Annotated in this window: 31 protein-coding genes and 1 riboswitch; of the genes, 15 read left to right on the plus strand and 16 right to left on the minus strand. The window is 40.5% G+C overall.

The window, feature by feature from the left end; all coding sequences use genetic code 11:
• Positions 1 to 99: 99 nt before the first annotated feature.
• The 3 genes from GUA46_RS15920 to GUA46_RS15930 are packed head-to-tail and all read left to right on the plus strand — an operon-like array spanning position 100 to position 1,929.
• Positions 100 to 657 carry a TetR/AcrR family transcriptional regulator gene (locus tag GUA46_RS15920; RefSeq protein ID WP_176621311.1) on the plus strand — a complete coding sequence of 186 codons (558 nt, stop codon included), beginning with the start codon at positions 100 to 102 and terminating at the stop codon, positions 655 to 657.
• Between the two features lie 12 nt (positions 658 to 669).
• Positions 670 to 1,545: an alpha/beta fold hydrolase gene (locus GUA46_RS15925; RefSeq protein ID WP_176621312.1), complete on the plus strand. Its 876-nt coding sequence runs from the start codon at positions 670 to 672 to the stop codon at positions 1,543 to 1,545.
• Positions 1,546 to 1,563: 18 nt separating this feature from the next.
• Positions 1,564 to 1,929 (plus strand): nuclear transport factor 2 family protein, encoded by a 366-nt coding sequence (locus GUA46_RS15930; RefSeq protein WP_229418532.1) that lies wholly within the window; start codon positions 1,564 to 1,566, stop codon positions 1,927 to 1,929.
• Between the two features lie 82 nt (positions 1,930 to 2,011).
• Here GUA46_RS15930 and GUA46_RS16865 read toward each other — a convergent pair whose 3' ends face one another.
• The 9 genes from GUA46_RS16865 to GUA46_RS15970 all read right to left on the minus strand — a co-directional run bounded on the left by GUA46_RS16865 (position 2,012) and on the right by GUA46_RS15970 (position 6,551).
• On the minus strand, positions 2,012 to 2,236 hold the full coding sequence (locus GUA46_RS16865; RefSeq protein WP_313790884.1) for a phosphatase PAP2 family protein: 225 nt from the start codon (positions 2,234 to 2,236) through the stop codon (positions 2,012 to 2,014).
• Positions 2,182 to 2,850 carry a YqcI/YcgG family protein gene (locus GUA46_RS16870; RefSeq protein ID WP_417943206.1) on the minus strand — a complete coding sequence of 223 codons (669 nt, stop codon included), beginning with the start codon at positions 2,848 to 2,850 and terminating at the stop codon, positions 2,182 to 2,184. The genes GUA46_RS16865 and GUA46_RS16870 overlap by 55 nt, the downstream gene beginning before the upstream one ends.
• Before the next feature lie 125 nt (positions 2,851 to 2,975).
• Positions 2,976 to 3,254 (minus strand): YqcI/YcgG family protein, encoded by a 279-nt coding sequence (locus tag GUA46_RS16925; RefSeq protein ID WP_176621313.1) that lies wholly within the window; start codon positions 3,252 to 3,254, stop codon positions 2,976 to 2,978.
• A gap of 383 nt (positions 3,255 to 3,637) precedes the next feature.
• Positions 3,638 to 3,934 (minus strand): hypothetical protein, encoded by a 297-nt coding sequence (locus GUA46_RS15945; RefSeq protein ID WP_176621314.1) that lies wholly within the window; start codon positions 3,932 to 3,934, stop codon positions 3,638 to 3,640.
• A 6-nt stretch (positions 3,935 to 3,940) separates the two neighbouring features.
• Positions 3,941 to 4,324 carry a group III truncated hemoglobin gene (locus tag GUA46_RS15950; protein WP_176621315.1) on the minus strand — a complete coding sequence of 128 codons (384 nt, stop codon included), beginning with the start codon at positions 4,322 to 4,324 and terminating at the stop codon, positions 3,941 to 3,943.
• A gap of 238 nt (positions 4,325 to 4,562) precedes the next feature.
• Positions 4,563 to 4,850 carry a hypothetical protein gene (locus GUA46_RS15955; RefSeq protein WP_229418533.1) on the minus strand — a complete coding sequence of 96 codons (288 nt, stop codon included), beginning with the start codon at positions 4,848 to 4,850 and terminating at the stop codon, positions 4,563 to 4,565.
• 16 nt (positions 4,851 to 4,866) lie between these two features.
• Entirely contained in the window at positions 4,867 to 5,328 is a 462-nt protein-coding gene (locus GUA46_RS15960; RefSeq protein ID WP_176621317.1) for a hemerythrin domain-containing protein, read from the minus strand.
• Between the two features lie 7 nt (positions 5,329 to 5,335).
• Positions 5,336 to 6,064, minus strand: coding sequence for an iron-sulfur cluster repair di-iron protein (ric, locus tag GUA46_RS15965; RefSeq protein WP_176621318.1), 729 nt, complete (start codon positions 6,062 to 6,064; stop codon positions 5,336 to 5,338).
• A 52-nt stretch (positions 6,065 to 6,116) separates the two neighbouring features.
• A complete protein-coding gene (locus tag GUA46_RS15970; RefSeq protein ID WP_176621347.1) occupies positions 6,117 to 6,551 on the minus strand; it encodes an RrF2 family transcriptional regulator in 435 nt (144 codons plus the stop codon).
• 419 nt (positions 6,552 to 6,970) lie between these two features.
• Here GUA46_RS15970 and GUA46_RS15975 point away from each other — a divergent pair, with 419 nt between their 5' ends.
• The 12 genes from GUA46_RS15975 (at position 6,971) to GUA46_RS16025 (ending at position 17,200) form a co-directional block, all read left to right on the plus strand.
• On the plus strand, positions 6,971 to 7,702 hold the full coding sequence (locus GUA46_RS15975; protein WP_176621319.1) for a CPBP family intramembrane glutamic endopeptidase: 732 nt from the start codon (positions 6,971 to 6,973) through the stop codon (positions 7,700 to 7,702).
• Positions 7,703 to 7,808: 106 nt separating this feature from the next.
• Positions 7,809 to 8,738: a polysaccharide deacetylase family protein gene (locus GUA46_RS15980; RefSeq protein WP_176621320.1), complete on the plus strand. Its 930-nt coding sequence runs from the start codon at positions 7,809 to 7,811 to the stop codon at positions 8,736 to 8,738.
• A gap of 37 nt (positions 8,739 to 8,775) precedes the next feature.
• Positions 8,776 to 9,435, plus strand: coding sequence for a hypothetical protein (locus GUA46_RS16875; RefSeq protein WP_229418534.1), 660 nt, complete (start codon positions 8,776 to 8,778; stop codon positions 9,433 to 9,435).
• A 32-nt stretch (positions 9,436 to 9,467) separates the two neighbouring features.
• Positions 9,468 to 10,175, plus strand: a complete 708-nt coding sequence (locus GUA46_RS16880; RefSeq protein ID WP_229418535.1) for a serine hydrolase domain-containing protein — start codon at positions 9,468 to 9,470, stop codon at positions 10,173 to 10,175.
• Positions 10,176 to 10,199: 24 nt separating this feature from the next.
• Complete coding sequence (locus tag GUA46_RS15990) at positions 10,200 to 10,898, plus strand: hypothetical protein (protein ID WP_176621321.1); 699 nt, start codon at positions 10,200 to 10,202, stop codon at positions 10,896 to 10,898.
• 100 nt (positions 10,899 to 10,998) lie between these two features.
• A complete protein-coding gene (locus GUA46_RS15995) occupies positions 10,999 to 12,117 on the plus strand; it encodes a serine hydrolase domain-containing protein (protein ID WP_176621322.1) in 1,119 nt (372 codons plus the stop codon).
• A gap of 70 nt (positions 12,118 to 12,187) precedes the next feature.
• Positions 12,188 to 12,523: a hypothetical protein gene (locus GUA46_RS16000; RefSeq protein ID WP_176621323.1), complete on the plus strand. Its 336-nt coding sequence runs from the start codon at positions 12,188 to 12,190 to the stop codon at positions 12,521 to 12,523.
• Positions 12,507 to 13,085 (plus strand): RNA polymerase sigma factor, encoded by a 579-nt coding sequence (locus tag GUA46_RS16005; protein WP_218109578.1) that lies wholly within the window; start codon positions 12,507 to 12,509, stop codon positions 13,083 to 13,085. The genes GUA46_RS16000 and GUA46_RS16005 overlap by 17 nt, the downstream gene beginning before the upstream one ends.
• Positions 13,086 to 13,104: 19 nt before the next feature.
• Positions 13,105 to 13,446, plus strand: coding sequence for a hypothetical protein (locus GUA46_RS16010; RefSeq protein ID WP_176621324.1), 342 nt, complete (start codon positions 13,105 to 13,107; stop codon positions 13,444 to 13,446).
• A gap of 140 nt (positions 13,447 to 13,586) precedes the next feature.
• Entirely contained in the window at positions 13,587 to 15,041 is a 1,455-nt protein-coding gene (locus tag GUA46_RS16015) for an amidohydrolase family protein (RefSeq protein WP_176621325.1), read from the plus strand.
• A 182-nt stretch (positions 15,042 to 15,223) separates the two neighbouring features.
• A complete protein-coding gene (locus GUA46_RS16020) occupies positions 15,224 to 15,775 on the plus strand; it encodes an NUDIX hydrolase (protein WP_159075763.1) in 552 nt (183 codons plus the stop codon).
• 75 nt (positions 15,776 to 15,850) lie between these two features.
• The gene (locus tag GUA46_RS16025) at positions 15,851 to 17,200 is read left to right on the plus strand and encodes a serine hydrolase domain-containing protein (protein ID WP_229418536.1); all 1,350 of its coding nucleotides are present in this window, start codon (positions 15,851 to 15,853) and stop codon (positions 17,198 to 17,200) included.
• Positions 17,201 to 17,281: 81 nt separating this feature from the next.
• Here GUA46_RS16025 and GUA46_RS16030 read toward each other — a convergent pair whose 3' ends face one another.
• From GUA46_RS16030 to thiM, 7 genes are all read right to left on the minus strand, one after another.
• Positions 17,282 to 18,196 (minus strand): PAS domain S-box protein, encoded by a 915-nt coding sequence (locus tag GUA46_RS16030; protein ID WP_108245081.1) that lies wholly within the window; start codon positions 18,194 to 18,196, stop codon positions 17,282 to 17,284.
• A gap of 179 nt (positions 18,197 to 18,375) precedes the next feature.
• Complete coding sequence (locus tag GUA46_RS16035; protein WP_176621326.1) at positions 18,376 to 19,293, minus strand: ketopantoate reductase family protein; 918 nt, start codon at positions 19,291 to 19,293, stop codon at positions 18,376 to 18,378.
• 76 nt (positions 19,294 to 19,369) lie between these two features.
• Positions 19,370 to 20,011 carry an HAD family hydrolase gene (locus tag GUA46_RS16040; RefSeq protein WP_176621327.1) on the minus strand — a complete coding sequence of 214 codons (642 nt, stop codon included), beginning with the start codon at positions 20,009 to 20,011 and terminating at the stop codon, positions 19,370 to 19,372.
• The gene (gene tenA / locus GUA46_RS16045; RefSeq protein ID WP_108245084.1) at positions 20,002 to 20,652 is read right to left on the minus strand and encodes a thiaminase II; all 651 of its coding nucleotides are present in this window, start codon (positions 20,650 to 20,652) and stop codon (positions 20,002 to 20,004) included. Before tenA ends, GUA46_RS16040 begins: the two co-directional genes overlap by 10 nt.
• Complete coding sequence (gene thiD, locus GUA46_RS16050; protein WP_176621328.1) at positions 20,639 to 21,472, minus strand: bifunctional hydroxymethylpyrimidine kinase/phosphomethylpyrimidine kinase; 834 nt, start codon at positions 21,470 to 21,472, stop codon at positions 20,639 to 20,641. Before thiD ends, tenA begins: the two co-directional genes overlap by 14 nt.
• On the minus strand, positions 21,469 to 22,107 hold the full coding sequence (thiE, locus tag GUA46_RS16055) for a thiamine phosphate synthase (protein ID WP_176621329.1): 639 nt from the start codon (positions 22,105 to 22,107) through the stop codon (positions 21,469 to 21,471). The genes thiD and thiE overlap by 4 nt, the downstream gene beginning before the upstream one ends.
• Positions 22,104 to 22,907 carry a hydroxyethylthiazole kinase gene (gene thiM / locus GUA46_RS16060; RefSeq protein WP_108245087.1) on the minus strand — a complete coding sequence of 268 codons (804 nt, stop codon included), beginning with the start codon at positions 22,905 to 22,907 and terminating at the stop codon, positions 22,104 to 22,106. The genes thiE and thiM overlap by 4 nt, the downstream gene beginning before the upstream one ends.
• Before the next feature lie 69 nt (positions 22,908 to 22,976).
• Positions 22,977 to 23,069: riboswitch (TPP riboswitch) on the minus strand.
• Positions 23,070 to 23,175 lie beyond the last annotated feature (106 nt).

Consider the following 23,175-nt stretch of genomic DNA (forward strand, 5'->3'; position numbering starts at 1 on the left):
TAAATTACCGAAAGGTGTTTTCAGTAGTGGGATACATCAAACTATTAATAAATTTAATGAAATGTCACATATTTGAGACATATTTCATAAATTTGGGTCATGATAAACACTCGAACTAAAATTATAGCTGCCGCAGTGAAGTGTTTTAGGAACAACCCGTCGGATACTTTGGAAAAGGTTGCTGAAGAAGCTGGGGTTTCCCGTAGAACACTGCATCGCTATTTTGAAAATCGTGAGGATTTGATCGAATCCTGCAAAAACGAGATGTTGGTCAGTTGTAACAAGGCTATGACATTAGCCTATGAAAGTGATTCGGACCCGATTAAAAAAATAAGGAACATGCTTTTTGCGGCTATTGAGCAAGGGGCCAGTTATGCATTCGTTAAAAGAATATACGAACGCAGTAACTTCTCCGATTTGGAAAGAAAAAAGGAATTTGAATCCGATGATGTCAAATCAAATTGGTTGAACCTTATCAAAGAACTTCAAAAGGCTGAACGCATCAACACGGAACTGACCATCCCTTGGATTTTTAATTTGTTCGGCTCCATCATTGAGACTGCAATCTATGCCGTCGAATCCGGGGATGTCGCCAAGAACGATAGTAGAAATTTTGCTTGGACCTCCTTTAAGGGAGCCATCGGATTAAAGGAATAAAACCATATCAATATGAATCCATACACAACAGAGAGTCTTATAAAACAACTGTCAGGTTTTTCCAGTCACTTGCAAAAGGTCAATGGCATACACATCCACTATGTCATGGGAGGAAGCGGAGAACCCTTACTACTCTTACCAGGTTGGCCCCAGACCTGGTGGTCATACCATAAAATAATGCCTTTATTGGCCGAAAAGTATACTGTAATTGCGGTCGACCTGCGTGGGATGGGCGATAGTGACAAACCTGAGGGAGGATATTCCAAGAAGAACATGGCCGATGATATCGTGGAATTAGTAGCTGCTTTAGGATATGATAGGGTGCATATGGCAGGACATGACATTGGAGCCAATGTGGCCTATTCGTTTGCCGTCAATCATCCGGAAAACATTGATAAACTGATTCTTCTGGATACACCTCCCCCTGATGAAAATATGTATCGGCTTCCCATGTTGCCCGTTGGAACTCCCGTGTACCCTTGGTGGGTGGCTTTTAATCAGTTGAATGACCTCCCTGCTCAGCTACTGGAAGGACGTTTTGGGTTGTTGTTAGACCATCTGTTTGATAAGTTACTCATCAATAAAAAGGGCATCAGTGATTTTGACCGCTCCGTCTATCTTCAACACTATAACCATAATGAAAATATAAGAGCGGCCAATGCCTGGTACCAAACCTTTGGTCAAGATATTGTAGAACATAAAAGCTCTTCTAAAATTAAAAATCCAACAATGGGAATTGCATCATCCGCTAATTATGACATTCTGGATAATTTTCTGTCCCATAATGTTCATGAACATGAAATGATGGAGATTAAGGATTGCGGTCATTTTCTTCAAGAGGAGAGCCCCGAACAAATTGCAAGGGCAATCTCGGATTTCTTGAATTAGACTTACATAATCAATACTATGATGACTGAAGCAAATAAAATAATTCTACAGAAAGCAAATGAAGCTGTTTCCAAAGGGGATTATGAAGAATTTCTTCAATACTGCACCGATGATACCAAATGGATATTTGTAGGTGACCAGATGCTAAATGGAAAGGAAGCGGTCCGAAAATGGATGTTTAATGAATATATAGAACCTCCACAAAATGATGTTGAAAATTTGATTGCCGAGAACGATTATCTTACGGCAATCGGTAAAATTGCTGTGATGACCGAAAACGGAGATAGAACTATATTCTCTTATTGTGATGTATGGCGGTTTCGTGATGGAAAAATGGCCGAACTAAAAGCTTTTGTAATCGAGTACGAGAATTTGAACTTATAAAGAGGATAATGAAAGAAGAGTAAATTAACAGTACTTGCTACAAGTACAAATTGACCAATTTTACACTATGCCTTCACATACTTCAGAATCTCGACGTTAACCCCAATCCATATTCCCTTCCATTGTAAAAGGGTATCACTATTCCTGATGTTTTTTCCTTGTCCTTGAAAATTGTTTTCTTGATCATTGGATGAAACCAATACGCAATTTTAGTACTTAGGATTCCGATTCCCGCACCTGTGGCAATATCGGTCAACCAATGTTTTTCGTTGTGCAATCTGAACAAACCTGTGCCCAAAGCAACCACATAGCCGGCAACTCCGTACTAAACCGATATGTCCTTATATTCTTGATACAAAAATTCGGCACCCATAAAAGCCGTAGCGGTATGCCCTGAGGGAAAGGAGGTAGAGGAGGAGCCATCCGGTCTAGTGACCTTTGTGGTTTTTTTAGGATGTTTACAGATCCTCCCATAAGGAGATATGCCGTTCCCAAAACAATGGTCCTATCCTTAATAATATGTTTTCCTTGTATGCCCATAGCATTTAAGACATATACAGATACAAACGGACTGTACTGAGAGAAATCGTCTATATTGAATTTCTTATCATCATTCTCCCTAAATTCATTTTTTGTTCTGTAATCAATATCCTTTAAAGTAAGACTCTCTTGTCCAATAACTCCATATCCGATTAAAACAGATGGGATGATAAGCGATTTGTAATTGAATGCATTGGAGGTATTGTTTTTTGTTGAATCAATGGAAGCGTTTTGTCCGAGGGGTTTATCTCTCTTTCGTATAGCATTTCGAACTCGTTTGTAAGTACCCAACTCACGCAGTTTTTCAAACTGCCAATGTAAATTGAAGACAAGAGTGGGAAATGGTGCCTGCCGTGCCATTCGGGAACTTTTTGGGTGCATTCCCAATATATAAAATGCCTTCTTGGCCAAACTAAAATTAAATTCATTACTATTGGGTTACTGATGGGGCCCCTGGTCGATTTTGTACCTCATGTAGGTACTGTAACTGTTGCCATAACAGCTGTTCAAACTCTTTCTCTTCGAATATTTATTGGTTTGGAAAAGTGGCAATGAAGGTCCGGAAGCTGTTTTTCTGAAAAGTCATATGCTTTGATATACTGATCAATGTCTTTCCACATGACCTTAGCTACAGTTTTTGTCCCCAATCCCGTATAGGTTTTTAGGGTAACATTATCCAAATTAAAGACCGTCTGTGCCATAAGGCAAGGATGGTCTTTTGTCAAGGTGAAACTTCTAAATCGTTGCTCTACTTCGCTTACTGTGATGTCTCTTGTTATTACCACCCTCTTCTTAAATTATAGGATTTATATTGTTTCCATAAAAGGAGTCTGCTATACTATGATAATTGATATGGGTAAATTAACTCTGTTGTAGGCACCAATGTACAGTGTGCTATGGATGGATATTGAAATTATAAGAACAAAAAATAGTCCATATCCCTTTATCATTCTTGGATTTGTACTTACAATTAAAATGAATAATAGATGATTCAAAAAAAAAATACAAGTTGATTAACCGGATAATCAACATACAATGATAAAACAGCCCATTTCATTTAAACAACGGTTCGGTAAATGGGAGGGGTCTACACAGCATAAAGGGTTAAACCAGCCATTAGAATTGGCTTTTTTGTCATATTTCACAAATTGAACCACAGGAGGTAGGGTCAAGTAAAGGTCGCTACGGCAGAATTGATATCGAAGGTCTCCTGTTTCAAGGAAGACAATAGATAGGATACAATATCCTTTTCTGAGAAGGAGGATTTGTACACAAACCTGATGGCACTGCTATTGGCGTAACATAGATTGTTCTCCTTTGTGTCGTCCACCACATAAGGAATGTCATAGTATTGTGCCACCCGTTTTATAAACTCTTTTTTGATGGTCAGGGAAGCTAGTTCATCCCTAGAGTATAGGGATATACCGGACTTTTTGACGAATATTTCCGAAAGAGTGACGGTCATGAAATTCTATTCATTTTTGTTTTGAAAGTATTCGATTTTTAGTTGGAACATCTCAGCCATTTTTGTGGCCCTGAATTTTGTTTCTTCGGCTTTCTCCCCGGCAAAGTTTTCATCAACGGTTTCAAAAAAAAGTAATTTCCAACGATTAAAATGTTCGGCTTGCACCGGTAGTTGAACATGAGGCGCGAAGGGACTTCCATTATAGGTATGCTCCTCCAAAAGCACCGTTTGCCAGAAACGGTACATTTTTTCCAAGTGGGTGGGCCAATGGTTGCCTATAACCTTATTGAATATGTCGGCCAATAAATCATCTTGACGGACCTTTCCATAAAAACAGTCAACCAATTGTTTAATGTCCTCCAAGCTTTCAATATCTTTTATTGCGTTCATTTGTTTTATGGTAGTAGTATTCTATTGTTTAGCTTTTGTCTGTGTCCCAAACAATATTGGTGGATAGTGGCCAAAGTTATGAAGAATCGACATAATCAGGATAAATTTATCCGAAATAAGACGAGTTTATGAAACCAACCATCAGAACGGAAAAAGGAGAGGGTAAGGAGAGTCCCATGCTCTAGCTTTGGACGATGTGGTAATCGGGTATCCGGGAAGTTCATCAACAACAATGGCCTTACCATATATGGAACAAGATTACCGTAGTATTGAACATAAGACTCAGAATCAAAAAATTAAAAGTGGTCAAGGGTTTTAATTGGGCCAGTACCGCACCGTTGAATGCCATACAAAATATGGTCACCAAAAAGAGCAGAACCATTTTAAGAACCATGTCCATGGACCCCATTAAGAGGACCATGGCTGCTACTGAACCGACACAGCTCTGACCGATAATGGCAATGGTGGAATAGCCCAATTGGCTTTTTTTAAATTCGTTGTACGCTCTGTAGTACAGTTTTTTCATTATGCCTGTTTTTTGTTTATTCCCAGAATGGGTCGTTGGTATTGTCATTGAATTTTTCATGGTTATGCTTTTTTATTATGATGTTCATTTGGGTGTCCGTGGCGACTTGTTGAATGTGGTTGAAAAGCTGTCTTTCCTCGAAACGTATATGCTCTTCCAGTGTTTCCTCGATTTGGCCCAATGTCTTAAGGTCCGCTTTCTTCTCAGTAAACAATCGGATTAGCCTTCTGTGATCTGAAAGTGCCTTTTTTACCCACGGATGATCGTTTCCCACTATGGGGAAGATGTGCGTTTCCTCAAGTTCGAAATGTGGGACCAGATGGGTTGCATAAAACCAATCCATATACAACTTGATACGTTCCAAGGAAATATTTTTTGACAGTCCCGCTCTGATTTTCCAACAGAGGAGCAAACCGTGATGGTGCTCACGGCTTACTCCCTGAAGGGTTCTGTGGCGTTTGATAGGTGGGCGGTCCATAAAAAGATCAGTTGTTCAACAAACTTTTTTCAAGCTGTTCGGACTTTGGAAACAGGATGTTATTCTCCAGATGGATGTGTCGATGGAGGTCCTCTTCAAATTCCTGTAATAGGGAAAATGCCACCCGATAGGTATTACAGGCATCTGAGGGAGGTGTGTAGGTATCGCTCAATTCCGAGATATTACGGAAGCGGTCTCCCTCATTATCATGTTCCTGCATCATCATTTGAATGGGGTTCTTAACTGTCCCAAAATTGGGAATCTCTAAAGTATCGGTCCCCGTTGGCGCATTCACCATTTTACGGATCCAAGGAAACAGGACCAATTCCTCTTTCTTCATGTGCATGGTCAGTTCCCCGGCCGATGTATTGAATTCTTTCAGGATATGGAACAGTTCAGGATGGCGTCCACCATGTATCTTACAAAGTTTGTTCAGGTATTGTTGCAGTACTGGGATTTGCTTTTCTACATAACGATGGTGTTTTTTTTCAATATAGTCAACCAAAAGGTCCAATGGCCAGGTCTTGAAATCGGGTTGGTCATCCAAATCTTTCGATCGGACCGATGCTAGTTCTTCCAATAGTTCCTCCAAATCCAATCCCTCCTTAGTACTTACTTCGGTCAAGGTACGGTTCCCTTTACAGCAAAAATCAATGTTGTGCGCCTTGAATACTTGCGCTGTCCGGTAGTCTTCGGCTACCAACTGTCCAATTGTTTTTTCCATGGTGTTGTTCATTATACAAGATTTTTAAATAGGATAAAATTGTCCTTTATTAAGGTAAATTTTTTTATCGTTTCAAATAGGTCAATCCCACTTCCAGTCCTGTGGCCAATTCGTACAGACTTGTGCTTTTCAACATGGTCCTTAGATTACTTCGGATATCCACGAACTTATCGTGGAGGGGGCAGGGTTTGTCGGCATTACATTCCTTGAGGCCCAGACCACAGCCAACGTAAATATTATCCCCGTCAATGGCCTTGACGATCATACTCAAGTTAACCCTGTCCATATCTTTTCTTTCAATCTCAAATCCGCCCGTAGGCCCTTTTACGGAATTGACGATGTTGTTCCGGGTAAGTTGTTGCAATATTTTGGCAGTAAAGGCGATTGGCGAGTCTATCTCACCAGCGATTTCAGTAACACTGACGCGCCTACCGTCCAAGGATTGCAGCGCAATATAAACCGCTGCACGTATACCATATTCACAGGCTTTGGAAAACATCATAAGGTGTTAATATCTCCACAAAGATAAGATAAAAATAAAGAGGATGAAATTATCCTTTATTATTTTTAAGGTGAATCTTTATTTTCATGGGAGCAAATAAAGGCCAAGAGAAGTAAGGATAAACGGGTTTGACGGGAGATGAGCGCTTTTAATAATTTTAAAACCCTTCTTATAACAAATTACTTATGCCTATTTGATGCCTACTAGGCTTTCACCTCATCCAATAGCCTTTCGTTATTTTAAATATTTTTTCAAGAATGATAACGGTTTGTTAACGAATGATAAGTCAATCTTAGCTTGGAATTCTATTTTTGACCTAAGCTGTGGGGTCTACCATTTCCAGACTTTCCACGAGCTGTTGTAATGGTCTGCGTCATCAATCAAGGCTTGAATAATAAGTAAAAAAACAACATGGTATGAGAGAACTGGATGGACAAGCTCATAGAGACGAAGTGGGAAAAACAAAAAAAGTAATGGTATTTATAGTCACCATTATATTGGGGTATCTGCTTTTTATCATCCCGGATGTATTTTTTGGGGTTACCAAATTAAACGGAGGAAAAATCGGAGTAAACTTATTGTTCATTGGTCTCTTTCAATTTATAACGGTGACGGCCTTACTGTACTTTTCCCTCAAAATTCTGAAGAAAAAGTTTAGAGATATTGGCCTTCGATTTGATAATCTTGGAAAGGATATTCTTTTGGGTATTTTTTTTGGAGGTTTATGGAGCATTCTTCAATTTGTTTTAATTATTCCCAACACGGGTGGAACAAACCGTCCGGATATCAAGGGAATGCTAGAAATGTATGATGGCACTTTGGTGGGAACTTTATCTTTTATGGCGTTGGGCGTAATCGGTGGCGGTATTACCGAAGAACTTTTTAACCGAGGCTATTTTATCAATGTGCTGAAGGAAACCTTCAAGAACCCCAAAACGGGACTATGGTTTTCTGCAGTTTTGTCCATTTTACTTTTTGCATTGGGACATTTACCTTCTAACACGTTGGATTGGTTCGATATTTTGGTGCCCACCATACTATATACAATTTTGTTTATTTGGACGAAACGCCTTACGGCTTCCATAGTGGCCCATGGCGTCTACAATGCATCAGCCATTATTTTAACCTATTCTATTTATTTTCACTAATGAGGTAGATAGGAACTTAATCCTGTGGATAAAAACAAACAATGTAACAAAAGAGAGATAGAATACTCTTTTGGTAAAAGTAAAACACACTTCAATTTTACAAAATATGCAATTTAAGCTTCAACTGTTTTTTTGGGTCTTCAGCGGACTTATGTGTTTCGGACAACAAAAGTCAATTTCCATAACCATGGATGATGTCCCCAATACTGCGAAGTATCAAAAAGATGGTTATAGCCCAATGTTGTTGAAATTGTTGGACTCCTTGGATATTCCTTTTACCATTTTCATCAATGAGGATAAAATACTCAAGACAGATTCGATAAACCTGAACAAGTCACTATTGGAGTCTTGGGTCAAAAGTGATAATGCACTGATTGGCAATCATACCTTTAGTCACCCAAGGTATTCGGATGTTGGCCTGAACACTTTTATCCAGGATGTGGAAAAAGGAGAAACCTTAACCAAACAATATGCGGCAAAATATGGTAAAGACCTAACTTATTTTAGGTTCCCTTTTAACGATATGGGCAAAGATACGGTTCAGCATATGCAGATTAGGGAATATTTACAATCGGAAAACTATAGGATAGCCCCCTTTACCGTAGAAAGTTCCGATTGGATGTTCGATTACGTTTACCAACATTATCTGGACAATGGCGAAGATGAAAAAGCCAAAGCAATTGGAAAGCAATATGTGGAAAAGACCTTGGCATTGGTTGGTTTTTTTGATGAAATGGCAAAAGGTTTATACGGGCGTTCCGTAAAGCATATTTATCTATGTCACGATAATGCCATCAATACCGATTATTTGGGGGAAATCATCACAAGACTAAAACAGAACGATTATCAAATTATAAGTTTCAAGGAATCACTTACCGACCCGATTTATGATCAAGAGGACCGTTATTACAAAAAGTGGGGCATTAGTTGGTTGTACCGATGGATGGATACACAGACAGAACGTGTAAAGTGGATGAAACAGGAACCTGAACTAACTGAGATACAGAGTCTATACCAACAGATATTGGATGATTAGAAGTTTAATCTGATTGAAACCTTGATTTTTCAGAACAATGACACGAAACCAACAAAACTTCAAGAGGGCTATCAAACTAATTACGATTCCATTTTTGGCACTATTGCTTATTTATTGCTCGCCTAAAGGAGCAGCTGAGTTTGAAACCGATGAACTTATCGGGGTGTGGTCCGGATTATTGTTCCAAACCGAATCAAAATATGACTCATTGGTACTCTCACCAGCAATTGCTCCTACAGAGGCATATTTATATGAAAAAGGCAAGGAGACTGTGCGCCAAATTACCGGAAAAGGAAGGAATTTTAGTTTTAAGGATTCTTCAGGCCTTCGTTTTGAAGGTTTTTTGTCCAGTGACAGTACCAACTTGCATTGGGTATTCACCCATGATCTTTGGGCACAAAGCCTCAGTTTTGAGCATAAGGATAATCAATGGAGCGCTAAAATTCATAAACCAGAAATAATCGATACCGACTATATCGTCTATTTGGAATTTTATAAGGATTCAACAGGCAATGTACAGGCCAATATTCAAAGCAATAAAGAGAATAGGAAGCTGCATTTCATGATTGATGAGGTTTTGGTAGAAGGGAACCGTATCGACTTTAAGATAACCAACGACCGGTTCGGGATTTCTACAGTTTACGATACGGAGAAAAGGAATATAGCCCTTACTTATGGCAATGCTGGGGGAAAATAAAAATTGAACTGAAAAAACTCAAACCCAATGAATTGGAGGGTTATTTGCCAAAATTACCCAATAAAAACTATCGGTACAGCATTCCAGAAGCTCCGGATTCTAACTTGCAATCAGCTTCTTTGGAGGATGAGGATAAGATGCAATGGGAACATGAGGATTGGGTGGGGTACAAATTGAATTTGCCCATGGTACATGAACCAGGGGATGTATTCGAATACTCCTCCGGAGACAGTAATTTATTGACAGGGGTCATCCAAAAATCGGTGGACACTTATCTTCCCCATTTCATTTATAAGGAACTATTGTTGCCCATGGATATCCATGACTTTCAAATGCTTACTTCGCCCATTGATAGGGGATATTTGGCTGGCTCATTTTATATGCGTCCCATTGATTTTGCCAAGTTCGGATTATTGGTACTCAATAAAGGAACTTGGAACGGAGAACAATTGATTGGGGAATCTTGGATAAATGAATCCATAAAACCACATATAAGGGGAAGTTGGCCCAAAGATTCAGACTATGGTTATTTGTGGAGATTGCTGGAACGTGAAGTGGGCGGAAAACGGATGAGGACCATTGAAGCTTGGGGTAATGGTGGTCAGTTTCTTATCATAATTCCTGAAATTGATATGACCATAACTTTTACCGGGGGCAATTATAATTTGTTTCCCGAGATGGAAGACCGTCCCTTTTCGATCTTAACCGAATACATATTGCCCGCTGTTCAATTAAAATAGGTATCTACATCATCACATTAGAAAATGAAAAAACAACTTCCAATAATCAATCTTACACTACTCATTGCCCTGATTTGCTTCTTATTTTATGACAGACAACAGGTCAAAAATGTTGAGACGTTCAAAGAAATCAAGGCAGAAAGGCTTAGCATAATCGATGCCGAGGAAAACCTGTACATTTCAATCAGTAACCCCGAAAAGCAGGCATTGGCCACTACGCATGGTATTGCCCATAATCCAGGTTCAAATAGGGATTTGCCCGGTATCATATTTTTTAATCGTGTTGGGGATGAAGTAGGAGGTATCTACTATGATGGAACTGATGAAGAGAATTTTTCAGGCATCACTTTTGATCAACAAAAAAACGACCAAATAATGGCCATCATGAAAGACGAATACCTAGTTGATGGTGAGTGGAAAAGATGGTATGGCATGTTTTTTAGAGATCGGTCCGACTCCATACGGGTTGAAAAATTGTACGATCAGTTTGTGCAACGTACGAAATCTATGACGAAGGCTGAAAAAGACGCGGAGTATCTGAAATTTAAAGAATACTTGGATTCCGAAATCAACGTATACAGGATGTTCTTGGGGCGTGAGGAAAGCAAGAATACCGGTTTATTTATTTATGATTCAAAAGGAAATGAACGGATTAAAATTTATGTAGATGAATTTGATAATACCCGTTTCGATAACCAAAACAAAAGACAACCCAAATTGTAGCATATTTCTTTTGGGGATTTGTAACCATTTCAAAAGTCGTCTTGTCCTATGGATGTGAATTCACAAAAAAAGACGAATCATCAATTAAAAATCCATAGAAATGATTACTGTAAATTTAAAACGATTTTACTTTTTTCTTTTTACCTCAACCTTGTTGTCAGGGGCAATAGGATATGCCCAACAGCAAACAATCCATACCATGTACGGCAAAAGTGTGGAGCCCTCTGAACTTACCGAGGGTATCAAAAGGATTATGGAACAGCATAGTGTCCCTGGTTTGTCCATTGCCGTGATCAACAACAATGAATTGGTCTATCAAAATGCCTTGGGGGTATCCAATATCGAGAACAACGAGCCCGTGAATGGCGAGAGTATATTCGAGGCAGCCTCCTTATCCAAACCTATTTTTGCCTATTTCGCCTTAAAAATGGTAGAGCAGGGCAAGCTTGATTTGGACCGGCCGCTCCATGAATATCTGCCACATCCGGGTTTTGCTCCCGAATCTGAGGAGGATGCCAAGCTGATTACGGCACGTATGGTATTGGCACATCAGACAGGGATGCCCAACCATGCCTCTGGCAAAAAAATGAAGTTGGCCTTTAGGCCAGGTACCGGATTCGGGTATTCCGGAGAGGCCTATCAATATTTGGCCGCAGTTATTGGCATGCAAAACGAAGTGGGCTGGAAGGAAGGTTTGAACGATTTGTTTCAAAAGAAGGTAACCGAACCTTTGGGTATGCCCCATTCCACCTTTGTTTGGGACGATTATATTGCTGAGCACAAGGTGTACGGACATGATGAAGACGATGGAACGCCCAAACACAGAGTGCCTTCAGAAGGATATTGGGAAGATGGCGTCTTTAGTGCCTACTCCAGTTTGCATAGTGAAGCTAAGGAATATGCCCAATTTGTAATCGCCATGTTGAAGAAAGAAGGCTTAAAACAGGAGACTTTTGAAGAGATGCTCAAAGAACATACCCATTTTGATGAGGATAACCCATTGCGTAAAGAAGTTGGTCAAACCGGATGGGGACTTGGTTTTGCACAAAAACGTACCCCTGAAATGACCATGCATATGCATACCGGAAACAATCATGATTTTCAGGCCTACGTAATGCTCGTTCCGGAAAAGAAGTATGGATTGGTAGTATTTACCAACTGTGCCAGAATGATACAAGTGGTTTCAGGTCTATCAGAAATCCTTGGTCCACAATTTTAAAAAATGCCCAGGATGGCAAAAACTAGTAACTTTCTGAGACAAGATATAAAACAAAAAAAATAACAATAGTATGGAAAATGTTAAAGATGCCTTAGGGGCCCTGGTCCTGATGTCAGGATTGGTGGTAATCGTATATATCATCGCGAGATACACTTATTTGGTAAAAAAGGCCATGATTGAAAACGGGCTGGCGATCCCGACGAAATCGAAGCGATTAATGTTCATTGATATGGGATGTATTTTGGGGGGTATTGGCTTGGGCCTTTTGGTTTCCTCCATGTTCAGTGTGATGGACTTGGATGAAAATACCACCGACCTTTTGGTATGGGGAACTATTTTGATTTTTGGTGCCGTTGGGATGGTTCTGGCCCAATTTTTAAGAAACAAATTTGGCGATCAGGGATAACAATACAGATGCGAAATTGATTGATAGGGTCAAGCAAGGGGATGACGGGGCTTTTGTGGATCTCGTAAATAAGTACAAAGATCTTTCCCTTTCCTTGGCCCATTCCATCATGAAAGACCGCGACAAGGCTGAGGATGTGCTTCAGGATGCCTTTGTGAAGGTATATGAGAAAGCCGGTAGTTTCAAGCATCAATCCGCCTTTTCCAGTTGGTTGTACCGCATTGTGGTCAATACAGCCTATAATGCCTTGAAAAAGGAAAAAAAATATTGTGAAACAGAACATTTTAACCAAGAGACCACAAACATTGAGGAGCGTCCTGAAACAGATACAATTCGTGAGGATGATCAAAAAAAATATATTGTAATGGCCATGGAACGATTACGGCCCGATGAGGCCTTGGTACTCAGGCTCCATTATTTATGTGGACATACGATCACCGAAATCCAGGAAATTACAGGATTTGGAATTTCCAAGATCAAAGTGGACCTGCACAGGGGCAGGGGGCATATGGAAGAGGCCCTAGAAGATTTATTGGGAGATCAAGTCAAAGACCTTTTGTGACATATTAAAACGAATACCTATGGAAGAAAAAGCGTTTAAAAAAATACTTTTGAAAAGTAAAGTGAGGACCTCAGAAGAATTCACCGATGATTTGATGAAGAGGCTGGAAGCTAGGAAAGCGGAACGCCCCACGTCAATACAAATAATGCTCCGACCAGCAATATGGGGTTTTGTAGTGGGAGGAATGGCCATATTGTACATATTGTTTCTGGTGCCTATGAGTTCTTTTACCGTTTTCAACCGGATTCATCTTGGGAAGACACCGTTGATGGTCGGGCTTATATTTCTGTTTATAATGGGTATCAACCATATGCTTCGACTTTCACAAAAGGTGGAATCCTATAATCAATTGGTAAAGTAGTAAGGTATGGTTTTGAACTGTTTAACCATTTGTCCAGAAAAGAATCGTTTATGTATTGCCCCTTTTTGGTCGATCTATGTTGGCAAAGACTCGTTGGAGAAGGTATGTGGAAAATTAACGTATAAAGTGATTGTTAAAGTATGACCAAGAAAATCATATTGCTAAGTATTGTCCTTGTTTTGGCGGGCATCTCTTTTTTTGAACAAAATTCTAAAAAGGCTTCCGCTCCATATCGTTTCAAGAAAATGCAGTCGGAATTGACAAGAAATGTGTATTCGGACAGTGTTTTGAGATACGTAAAACATAATTATAAGACCATAGTACTACGTAATGCCACCATTATTGATGGTACAGGAGCTCCAGCAAAGAAGAAACAAACAATTATAGTCAAATCAGGAAAGTTTCATGTAATCGGAAATGATGATGAAGTAGTTGTGCCTACAGAAGCAAAGATCATGAACATGCAAGGAAAGACAATTATACCAGGTCTTGTAGGTATGCACAACCATCTTCATATCCCCGGTTTCCCAGATGTGGGGGAAATAGCTTCCAAATTGTATTTGGCCGCTGGCGTAACAACAATACAAACCTGTGGAGCCACCGATTCGGAAAAGGAGCTTTTGCTATCATATGAAATTGAGCAAGGGAAAAAAATAGGACCCAATATAGTTCCAAGTGCACCTTTTGTAAATGGCCCTGGTGGCAACCCGAACATGATCATACCCAAAAATTTGAAACATCTGAAGGATACATTAGGGTACTGGTTGAACAAGGATGTCAAATGGATCAAGGTTTATAGAAATGTTGAACCCGATGATCTTGAGGAGATTATTGATATGGCCCACGGATATGGGGCCAAGGTCAGGGGGCATTTATGTTCCGTAACCTTTGAAGAAGCGACCCGGTACGGTATTGACGGGATTGAACATGGGTTGAACAGCGCAAGTGATTTTAGGACCAATAAGACTTATGGTGTCTGTGGAGGAGGTCGTGAGTATATGGATGAATTAAATATAGATGACCCAAAGGTCAAGACCTTACAACAACAAATGATTGATAAGGGCACATTTTTGACATCCACCCTTTCCATATATGAAGCAAGTGTGCCAAACAGAATCTATTTGGATGATAGGGCCAAATCGGTAATGTCCCCTTATTTGCTCGATCAGTATGAAAGGCGGAGCAAGGAGGCGCAACATTTAAAAAGTGACCTGACCCGCGAGAAACGTTTACAGCGCATTATGGCTTTTGATCGACAGTTCCATGAAATGGGTGGCCTATTGTGCAGCGGAGTGGATGCCGGCAGGCATATCGTACCTGGATTTGGGGATCAACGGAATTTTGAGTTGCTAAGAGAAGCCGGTTTTAGCACTGAGGAAGCGATTCAGGTCATGACCAATAATGGTGCAAAAGCGCTTGGAAAAAGTGATATTGGCTCAATAGCAGTTGGTAAAAATGCGGATTTTGTCATTTTGGATGGAACTTTGGTCAATGACCCATCTGCGATATATAAGGTGAATACCGTATTCAAGAACGGATTGGGTTATGATTCCAATAAACTGATCGGGGACCTTCAAGGTAAATTTGGTTTGTAATGAAGTGGGAAGTTCCGATTGGAAGTTAGATGTGATACCATTATTTGATGCAGGGAGCATTGGAGAAGCGAGGCATATCCAAGCATTGATTTTTAGAGGGAAATGCCTGAATGGAGATCAACTGGATAATTAAGTGAGAAATCAAACAAAAGAATAATGTGGAAATAACCAAAACAATGACGATGAAAACAATGTTGATTACGTTTTTTATGGCTTTGGGAGTATTTGTTCACTGCAGAGCCCAAGTGCCTGACCCAGTAAACCAAACCATTATACGTTTGACCGTGATCAAGGATGGGGATAAGGTTCTGATGCGAAAGACCCCTTATGGGTGGATGACCCCAGCCGTGTATTTTAAAGAACGGCAGAGTATACAAGAAGTTCTGGATGAAATGACGGAAAATTATGGTATTCAAATTTCTGGCATAGGTCTGAGGGGCTTATTTACCTATACCTATGATTTTAAACCTACAGCTGATATGCGTCAACTCTATGTAGCTAATTACGTCAGCGGGAATTTGGTGTCGCCATCTGAAAATGAGGAAGTGTATTGGATGCCGATAGAAGAGGCCTTGGACAAGTTGGACGCAACGGTTCCATCATTAAAGCAAATGACCAAACATATTTTAGATAACCCTGACAAGGTATGGGGAGGATCATTTACCCTTTTTAAAGCCAACGGTAAAATGAATTCCCGTGTTACGGAGGACTTTTATATGTTGGCCAATATGTAATAAAATGATCAGGTAATCAGTAGTAACCTGCCTATAACTTTTAAAAATCAAAAGGCGTTAAAAAAGTTCTGTTAAATGTTTGGTAAGACGTTATCATTTAAAATCATCATGATGCTTTGTGCAAAGTTGCTGTTGGGAATGTTCTCGAATGGAACTTTTGCACAAGATATGGATGTAAATAGGTTGGATGCCTATTTCAATACTTTGGAAAGAAATGACAAGTTCATGGGCAGCGTGGCCATTCTAAAAGACGGAGAGCTTGTTTATGATAAACAGTTGGGATATTCCAATTTGGAATTGGGGCAGAAACCAGATGAAAACACAAGCTATGGAATCGGTTCAATTTCCAAGGTATTTACCGCTGTTCTCGTTTTTAAGGCCGTTGAGGTAGGTCTAATCGATTTGGATGATACTATTGAAGGGTATTTCCCTGTCATTGGTAATTCGGATAAGATTACTATTGCCCAATTATTGAACCATCGAAGTGGTGTGTTCAATTTTACCGATGATAAGGAAAACTATCTCAGGTATCGTACCACTTATATCGATCGGGCCGAAATGGTCGACCTCATTGCTGAAGGTGGAAGTGTTTTTGAACCGGGAACTAAAGCGGCGTACAGTAATTCCAATTACGTTTTGCTCTCTATCATTTTAGAAAAGGTGTATGGACAGTCCTATTCAGCTATTTTGTGGGAGCAACTGATCGAGCCATTGGGGCTTGCCCATACTTATTTTGGTGGTACTATAAATGAGGACCAAAGGGAGAGCCGTTCCTACAGGTATGATGGTCAATGGAGACTCATGGTGGAAACGAATACTTCCATCGGATTGGGAGCGGGCGGTATCTTTTCTACCCCGTCTGACCTATTGGTCTTTGCCGATGCCTTATTTTCGGGCAACCTATTGGCCGAGGAGAGCTTGTCACAAATGAAGAACATACGGGATAAATTTGGGATGGGATTGTTCAAGATAGTCTATTATGATCATGTCAGTTATGGTCATAATGGCGAGATTGATGGTTTTATTGGGGCATTGCGCTATTTTAAGGATGATAGGTATGGTGTTGTAGTTTTATCCAATGGGTTGAACCACAACTTGAATGCCATAACCGTAACCATGGTCAATGCCCTTTATGGAAGACACTTTAGTATCCCGGACTTTAGAGTATATCATCCAAAGGCTAAGGAATTGAACGCCTATTTGGGGGTCTACTCCAGTAGCACCTTTCCCGTAAAATTGATGGTCACCAAATCTGGGAACCAATTGGTTGTACAGGCCAAAGGGGATGCCAAAATGAAGATGGAGGCCACTGCAAAAGATGAGTTTAAATATGAGCCAGCCGACATTGTGCTCAAATTCTTTCCCAATAAGGAAGAAATGGCGATTTCCCAAGGCGGAAAATCTTATGTGCTTACACGAGAGTAACCAACTATTTACCTCATAAAAATGATAAAATTTGTTGGCTGTAGGAATCAGCCATCGGGTTCAATTCAAGAATAGTTTAACCTAAAGATGCTGTATAAAAGTAATTAGATTTTCGGAGGTGCTCAATCCTAATTTTTTTTTCAATCGGTTTCTTACCACTCTCAAACTTTCTTTCTTGATCATCATGATCCTGGAAACATCCGATGAGGTCATCCCTATTTTGATAAAGGCCAAGTGTTTCATATCCTTTTGGGAAAGATTAGGGTAATGGGTTGATAATTTAGAATAAAAATCGGGATGTACTTTTTTATAGTGCATCATAAAATCTTCCCAATCTTCATCTAGGTTCATGGTTTCTTGGATATGGGAAAGGATGCTTCTTAATTCTTTTCTTGTGTTCGGTTCAACCTCCAATATCCGATGTTCTATTTTTTTGATAATGTGCTTCTTTTTCTCAAATAATATAGAGGATAGCAAGAGGTTTTGTTGGATTATCTCTTTTTCCTTTCTTTCTAATTCGGCCAGTTTTCTGTCCTGAATGTTCCGGGTACAGCTCAATACCAATAGCACGTTGCCCTTTTTGTCAAAAATGGGCTTGGTATATCCTTCGAACCATTGATAACCAAAGTGTTTTGTCCTGAATTTAAGTTCCAATTTTTCAGGCATGGAGGAGAAGCCTACCGAAGAATTGGAAACATTTTTCAGTAGTTTGGAATATTGTTCAGGATGAATAAAGTCAAAAGGTACCTTTCCCTTAAGATCGTCCGGTGTATATCCCATGATACGTTCCGTTGAAGGGCTTGCATATAGATATTGTCCATCGGCGGGATGGTGTAAACAAACTACATCAATGGTATTTTCTGCGATCAGCTTCAACTTGTCCAGTTTTTGTAAGGCCAGAAGTCGAGCCAAAGCCTCTCCATCGAGGTTTTGTTTCTCTTCCAATAACTGCAACAATCGTTCGGTCTCCTTACCTTGACCCTTTGCTTTTTTCATTTATAAATTTAGCTTCTTTTTACTGTGGGGATACTACAAAACTAATATGGTACACCAAATCATAAAAAATAATCATTCTATGATGATTGTAATTTTGTTTTGATCAATGGTTGGGGTTGATTATCAAAATTTAAGCAACGGTATCATTCCTTATCAAATTCACATATCATAAAATTGAGTTATTTTATTTTTATGGTCGATTTTAATTGAATCAATACCCCTAGCAATCTAGTGAGCGTTACCTTTTCTGGGATACCCATATCGTCGGCCATTCTTGAGATTTCAAGGTTTAAACTTTCGATTTCTGTCCTTCTGTTTTGAAGGATGTCCACATAAGTGGAAATTAACTGGCCGTCCGATCGTTTACTGATCTGCATCAGGTTGTTCTCTATAGCATCCTTGTCAAGGGCAATGCCTTGTTTTTGTGCCACACCAACACATTCTTCAATGACTGTTCTTGCCAATCTTCTTGCATCTGCATTCCTGGTAAAAATGCCATTATCGGTTTCGAGCAATGGACAGATAGAGTTGAAAGCGCAATTGGCAATCACCTTTGTCCATAGCAATGGAGTGATATTGGCTTCACTTCGAAAGCTAAAGTGTTGGGTATTGATCCTTTCCACCAAATCCTGAAGGCCATCATTGTTTCCTTCCAAGTTTCCAACGGGTGATGGCATTACCGATTTAAAGGTAACCTCATTGTCACCTGTTACCTGACTGGTGGAAAACAGGACGCAGCGATATATTTTGTCGAACTCTTCAAAAGGGCGTTCCACATGGAGTCCATTTTGAAGGAGAACGATGGAAAAATCCCCTTCTTTGTCTTTTAGCTTTCTAGCGATTTCGGTATTAGCGAAGGCTTTTACGGTAATCAAAACAATCCCATTGATGGCTTGTAGACCCTTAAAGGTTGTTGTGGTTATCCTTTGTTGAAACGTTTTGTTTTTTCCGATAACGGTAATGGTTTCTTCCATGTCGGGTATGTTGTCCACACTACCTCTTACAAGTACCACCTCTTTGTTTTCTTGCTGTAAAAAAACGGCCAGAGCCTTTCCTATGGCTCCCGAACCAACAATGTAAATTTTTGTTTCTTTCATACTTGTATGTTTTATAGAACTGCTACTAGGTGATCGGTAAGGCTGTAAGTTATCTGTATATGGTTGTTATTTCGATTTACCTGATACTAAAATCATCAATCTTATGATCGGCCCATTCCAGAGATACATTTTTGTTTCCCTGAGTAAAGGCAATAACGGTCATTCCAGCATTTTTTGCTGCCTTCATTCCGGTCTCGCTATCTTCTATCACGGCACACTCTTCGGGCCTTACCTTCAATTTCTCCGCTGTTTTTAGGTATATGGCAGGATGTGGCTTACCCTTTTCTTCAAAATCGGCAGATGAAACAATGTCGAAAAAATCCGTGGTCTTGGTCCTTTCCAGTACCGTTGGAATGATTTTTTGCGGTGCATTGGTCGCTAATCCAATTTTATAGTGTTGGGCTTTGAGCTGTTTTATGAAGGTCTTGACCCCCTGGATTACACAATCTTCGTATCGAATCAATTCCATGACCCTATGGATGACCATCTCTTCCGCTTCAAGTAGTGTTTTTCCGTGCCAAGAAAATCGTTCGAACCAGAACCGGGTGACTTCCTTGGTCGTCATGGACCGGGTCAGTAAGCTCTCTTCTTCTGTCACCGAGACCCCAAGTGAGGAAAAAACTTCGAACTCTGCACGCTTCCAAAGACCTTCACTTTCCACCAACACTCCGTCCATATCAAAAATGACCGCTTTTTTGTCCTTTAATATCAGTTCCATGTTCTTCCAGTATATGCTGCATCCCAGAAATGGTACTCCAAATGTGAGGCATGGATAAAGGCTTCGGTCATTCTGGCCCTTGTTACGGGAGTGGCACGTTCTGCAGCAAGGTCACATATCATGATTGCGCGTTGTACACTATCTGAAAATTCCTCCCCACCGTAGGTGTCGATCCAACGTTGGTACGGGTTATTGACGGTTTGTTGTCCCTTGTATATGTGGTCACCTACTTTTTTATAGATCCAAAAACAGGGTAGCGTGGCGGCCATGGCAACTTCTACGGGTTCAAAGGCAGCAGTACTTTTTAAAAAGTGGGTATAGTGGTGGCATGCCGGTTGTATTTTACCCTTGTCCGTTACGCCAAAATCCTGAAAATAGGATTCGTGAAGCGCATTTTCAACGACTATGGCACCTTCCGCAAAACGGAGATAGGCCAATGCATCTCCAATATCATGGGATTTGGCACCTATAAGTGCAAGTGCCCTTCCAAAATGCTCCAGATAAAGCGAATCTTGGGCCATATAAAATTGAAATTTGTTTTTGGGCAGGGTACCGTTTCCCAACTCTTGGACAAATGGCATGTCTAGTATAGCGCTATATTTTTCATCGATTTTTTTCCAAGCCTGTTCAGTCCATTTCATTTTTAATCATTTTTTGAGGGTTGAAAAAGTGGTTCAAGGGGCCGTTTCCTTTTCCGGTCTGTACATTTTTTCCACTGTAAATGGCGTTGTATACATAACTTTGGGCAACATCCACGGATTCAAATAGGGTTTTGCCCTGTGCCAATAGGGAGGCAATTGCAGAAGATAGGGTACAGCCAGAACCATGTGTATTGTTCGTTCTTATTTTTTTCGTTTCAAAGGAGTGGCACCGATTGTTCGGGTCGAAAAACAAGGAGGTAATATTTGTCGTTTCCTGATGTCCTCCTTTCATGAGGATACTGTTGCAACCCAGTTCTTTGATTTGTTTTCCGGCAATTCTCATTTCTTCCAATGTCTTCACGTTCATATTGGCCAAGATGGCTGCTTCATCCATATTTGGTGTAATGACCGTTGCGATGGGGATCAATTGCTCTATCAGGGCATTTATTGAATCTTCTTCGATAAGCCGATGCCCACTGGTGGCCACCATGACCGGGTCTAATACGATGGGTACCGCGTCGTATTTTTTTAAGGTACTCGTTATGCTTTCCACTAATTCCGGGGTGTGTACCATTCCTATTTTTATGGCAGCAGGCATTATATCCTCCATAACCGCTTCGATTTGATCCTCAACAGCTTCCAATGGTATGGGATAGATGTTCCGTACACCTTGCGTGTTCTGAACGGGCAGGGCCGTTAGCACTGTCGTGGCATAACAGCCCAGAGCCGATATTGTTTTGATATCTGCATGGATACCAGCTCCACCGCTTCCATCAAAACCGGCAATGGACAAAACTGAAGGATAAGTATATTTCTTCATTTTTCTATGGTATTTTTTAGTTGATAAGCCGCCTTCATGGGGTCGTCCGCCCCGCATATGGCAGATACTACGGCTATGCAGTCCGCCCCGGCCCGGAAAACGGCCTTGGTATTGTTCATATGGATATTACCGATGGCAACCAGTGGCTTTGTTGTCAATTGTCGGATTTTTGATATACCCTCTAGGCCCCATTCCGTCACGGTGTCCGTTTTTGTATCGGTCCTAAATACAGGGCTAATCGCAAGGTAGTCGGATACCATTGTTTGCACATTTTCCAGTTGCTTTAAATACTCTATTGAATATCCGATCAGCTTGTCCTCAAAACCGGCTCGTTGTCTCAATACCGTGGGCCGGGTATCCGTATTGCCCACATGAATGCCAGAAGCACCAGCTACGCTGGCCACTTTTGGGTTATCATTGATAATCAATGGCACACCATATTTTTCTGTGATATCCTTTAATCGTTTTGCCCTTTCCAAGAATAGGGGCTCAGATAATTGCTTCTCACGCAATTGGATAATATCAACACCTCCTTGAATAGCCTGTTCCGCTACTTGCAACATGTCTTTTCCACGGCAAGCATCTTCCGAGATGACCAAATACAATCGGTATGGGAATAGGGAATGTACCTTCACTGTTTTGATATTCTGATATGGTCGTAAAACTCTTTTTCCGAAAGATTATGAAGTTTGTCTATGAGTTTTAGCTGAAGACTACCGGGTCCATCCGCCTGTTCTGCCGATAGTTCTCCTGCTATGCCCAGCAAAGCCATTGCTGCCGTTACTCCTTCGGTTTTATCGTCCACAACACCCATAAAAGCCCCTATAAGTGCGGATGCGGTGCAACCCATTCCCGTCACTTTGGTCATTAAAGGATGTCCGTTTTTTACAAAAACAGTTTGAGTGCCGTTTACGATGATATCCGTTTCACCGGAAATGCATACCAAAGTTTCATGTTGAATGGCCAATCCGATAGCAGCGTTTACTGCCTCGCTGCTGTCGGCCGTGCTGTCTACTCCTTTAGTAGCCACTTCGTTGGTTTGGGCCAATGCCATGATCTCAGAGGCATTACCTTTGACCACGATTGGTTTGAACGCTAACAGTTGTTGCAGGATTTTATCCCTGAACGGGGTAGCCCCGGCACCAACAGGGTCCAATACCCATGGTTTGCCCAATTTATGTGAGGTCTCGGCAGCCAAAAGCATGGTTTCAGACCAATATTCATCCAAGGTGCCAATATTGATGACCGATGCATGGGCAAGGGCTACCATATCGGGTACCTCGGATTTTGCATGGGCCATAATAGGGGATGCACCTGCCGCCAAAAGGGCATTGGCCGTATTGTTCATCACAACATAGTTGGTGATATTATGTACCAAAGGAGATTTTGATCTTACGGATTCGATGTGTTTCCAGAGAATTTTTTCCATTACCATTATTGATTTAGATTACAATGGCCTTAGGTGGAAATCGGAAAACAAAGGAAAGTGACATCACCAGAAAGTGATGCTTGTTTCGCTTTTCCCTACGTCGGTGTGAGCCGTATCAGGTTCCAAGGGACTCTCTCAATTCTTTTCAGAATACCCCTAAAGCTTTTACAAAGGTACACATAATTAAGAACCTAATTTGAAGTGGTTGCTATCCTTTTTTGATACAAGGGAATCTTTCATGCACAATTATAACCGTATCCGAAGGGATTTTTAT

It is taken from the genome of Flagellimonas chongwuensis (assembly GCF_013376415.1).
Lineage (GTDB): Bacteria > Bacteroidota > Bacteroidia > Flavobacteriales > Flavobacteriaceae > Flagellimonas > Flagellimonas chongwuensis.

Excerpts from the sequence above, each read along its gene's own strand:
- tenA (WP_108245084.1), bottom strand. The coding sequence starts at position 20,652 with ATGAAATGGACTGAACAGGCTTGGAAAAAAATCGATGAAAAATATAGC.
- ric (WP_176621318.1), bottom strand. The coding sequence starts at position 6,064 with ATGAACAACACCATGGAAAAAACAATTGGACAGTTGGTAGCCGAAGAC.
- GUA46_RS16020 (WP_159075763.1), top strand. The coding sequence starts at position 15,224 with ATGAAAACAATGTTGATTACGTTTTTTATGGCTTTGGGAGTATTTGTT.
- GUA46_RS16870 (WP_417943206.1), bottom strand. The coding sequence starts at position 2,850 with ATGCACCCAAAAAGTTCCCGAATGGCACGGCAGGCACCATTTCCCACT.
- GUA46_RS15990 (WP_176621321.1), top strand. The coding sequence starts at position 10,200 with ATGAAAAAACAACTTCCAATAATCAATCTTACACTACTCATTGCCCTG.
- GUA46_RS15995 (WP_176621322.1), top strand. The coding sequence starts at position 10,999 with ATGATTACTGTAAATTTAAAACGATTTTACTTTTTTCTTTTTACCTCA.
- GUA46_RS16010 (WP_176621324.1), top strand. The coding sequence starts at position 13,105 with ATGGAAGAAAAAGCGTTTAAAAAAATACTTTTGAAAAGTAAAGTGAGG.
- GUA46_RS15930 (WP_229418532.1), top strand. The coding sequence starts at position 1,564 with ATGATGACTGAAGCAAATAAAATAATTCTACAGAAAGCAAATGAAGCT.
- GUA46_RS15950 (WP_176621315.1), bottom strand. The coding sequence starts at position 4,324 with ATGAACGCAATAAAAGATATTGAAAGCTTGGAGGACATTAAACAATTG.
- GUA46_RS15960 (WP_176621317.1), bottom strand. The coding sequence starts at position 5,328 with ATGGACCGCCCACCTATCAAACGCCACAGAACCCTTCAGGGAGTAAGC.
- GUA46_RS16025 (WP_229418536.1), top strand. The coding sequence starts at position 15,851 with ATGTTTGGTAAGACGTTATCATTTAAAATCATCATGATGCTTTGTGCA.
- GUA46_RS15945 (WP_176621314.1), bottom strand. The coding sequence starts at position 3,934 with ATGACCGTCACTCTTTCGGAAATATTCGTCAAAAAGTCCGGTATATCC.
- GUA46_RS16875 (WP_229418534.1), top strand. The coding sequence starts at position 8,776 with ATGACACGAAACCAACAAAACTTCAAGAGGGCTATCAAACTAATTACG.
- GUA46_RS15920 (WP_176621311.1), top strand. The coding sequence starts at position 100 with ATGATAAACACTCGAACTAAAATTATAGCTGCCGCAGTGAAGTGTTTT.
- thiD (WP_176621328.1), bottom strand. The coding sequence starts at position 21,472 with ATGAAGAAATATACTTATCCTTCAGTTTTGTCCATTGCCGGTTTTGAT.
- GUA46_RS16015 (WP_176621325.1), top strand. The coding sequence starts at position 13,587 with ATGACCAAGAAAATCATATTGCTAAGTATTGTCCTTGTTTTGGCGGGC.
- GUA46_RS15925 (WP_176621312.1), top strand. The coding sequence starts at position 670 with ATGAATCCATACACAACAGAGAGTCTTATAAAACAACTGTCAGGTTTT.
- GUA46_RS16040 (WP_176621327.1), bottom strand. The coding sequence starts at position 20,011 with ATGGAACTGATATTAAAGGACAAAAAAGCGGTCATTTTTGATATGGAC.
- thiM (WP_108245087.1), bottom strand. The coding sequence starts at position 22,907 with ATGGTAATGGAAAAAATTCTCTGGAAACACATCGAATCCGTAAGATCA.
- GUA46_RS15970 (WP_176621347.1), bottom strand. The coding sequence starts at position 6,551 with ATGTTTTCCAAAGCCTGTGAATATGGTATACGTGCAGCGGTTTATATT.
- GUA46_RS16030 (WP_108245081.1), bottom strand. The coding sequence starts at position 18,196 with ATGAAAAAAGCAAAGGGTCAAGGTAAGGAGACCGAACGATTGTTGCAG.
- GUA46_RS16035 (WP_176621326.1), bottom strand. The coding sequence starts at position 19,293 with ATGAAAGAAACAAAAATTTACATTGTTGGTTCGGGAGCCATAGGAAAG.
- GUA46_RS15975 (WP_176621319.1), top strand. The coding sequence starts at position 6,971 with ATGAGAGAACTGGATGGACAAGCTCATAGAGACGAAGTGGGAAAAACA.
- GUA46_RS16000 (WP_176621323.1), top strand. The coding sequence starts at position 12,188 with ATGGAAAATGTTAAAGATGCCTTAGGGGCCCTGGTCCTGATGTCAGGA.
- GUA46_RS15980 (WP_176621320.1), top strand. The coding sequence starts at position 7,809 with ATGCAATTTAAGCTTCAACTGTTTTTTTGGGTCTTCAGCGGACTTATG.
- GUA46_RS15955 (WP_229418533.1), bottom strand. The coding sequence starts at position 4,850 with ATGAAAAAACTGTACTACAGAGCGTACAACGAATTTAAAAAAAGCCAA.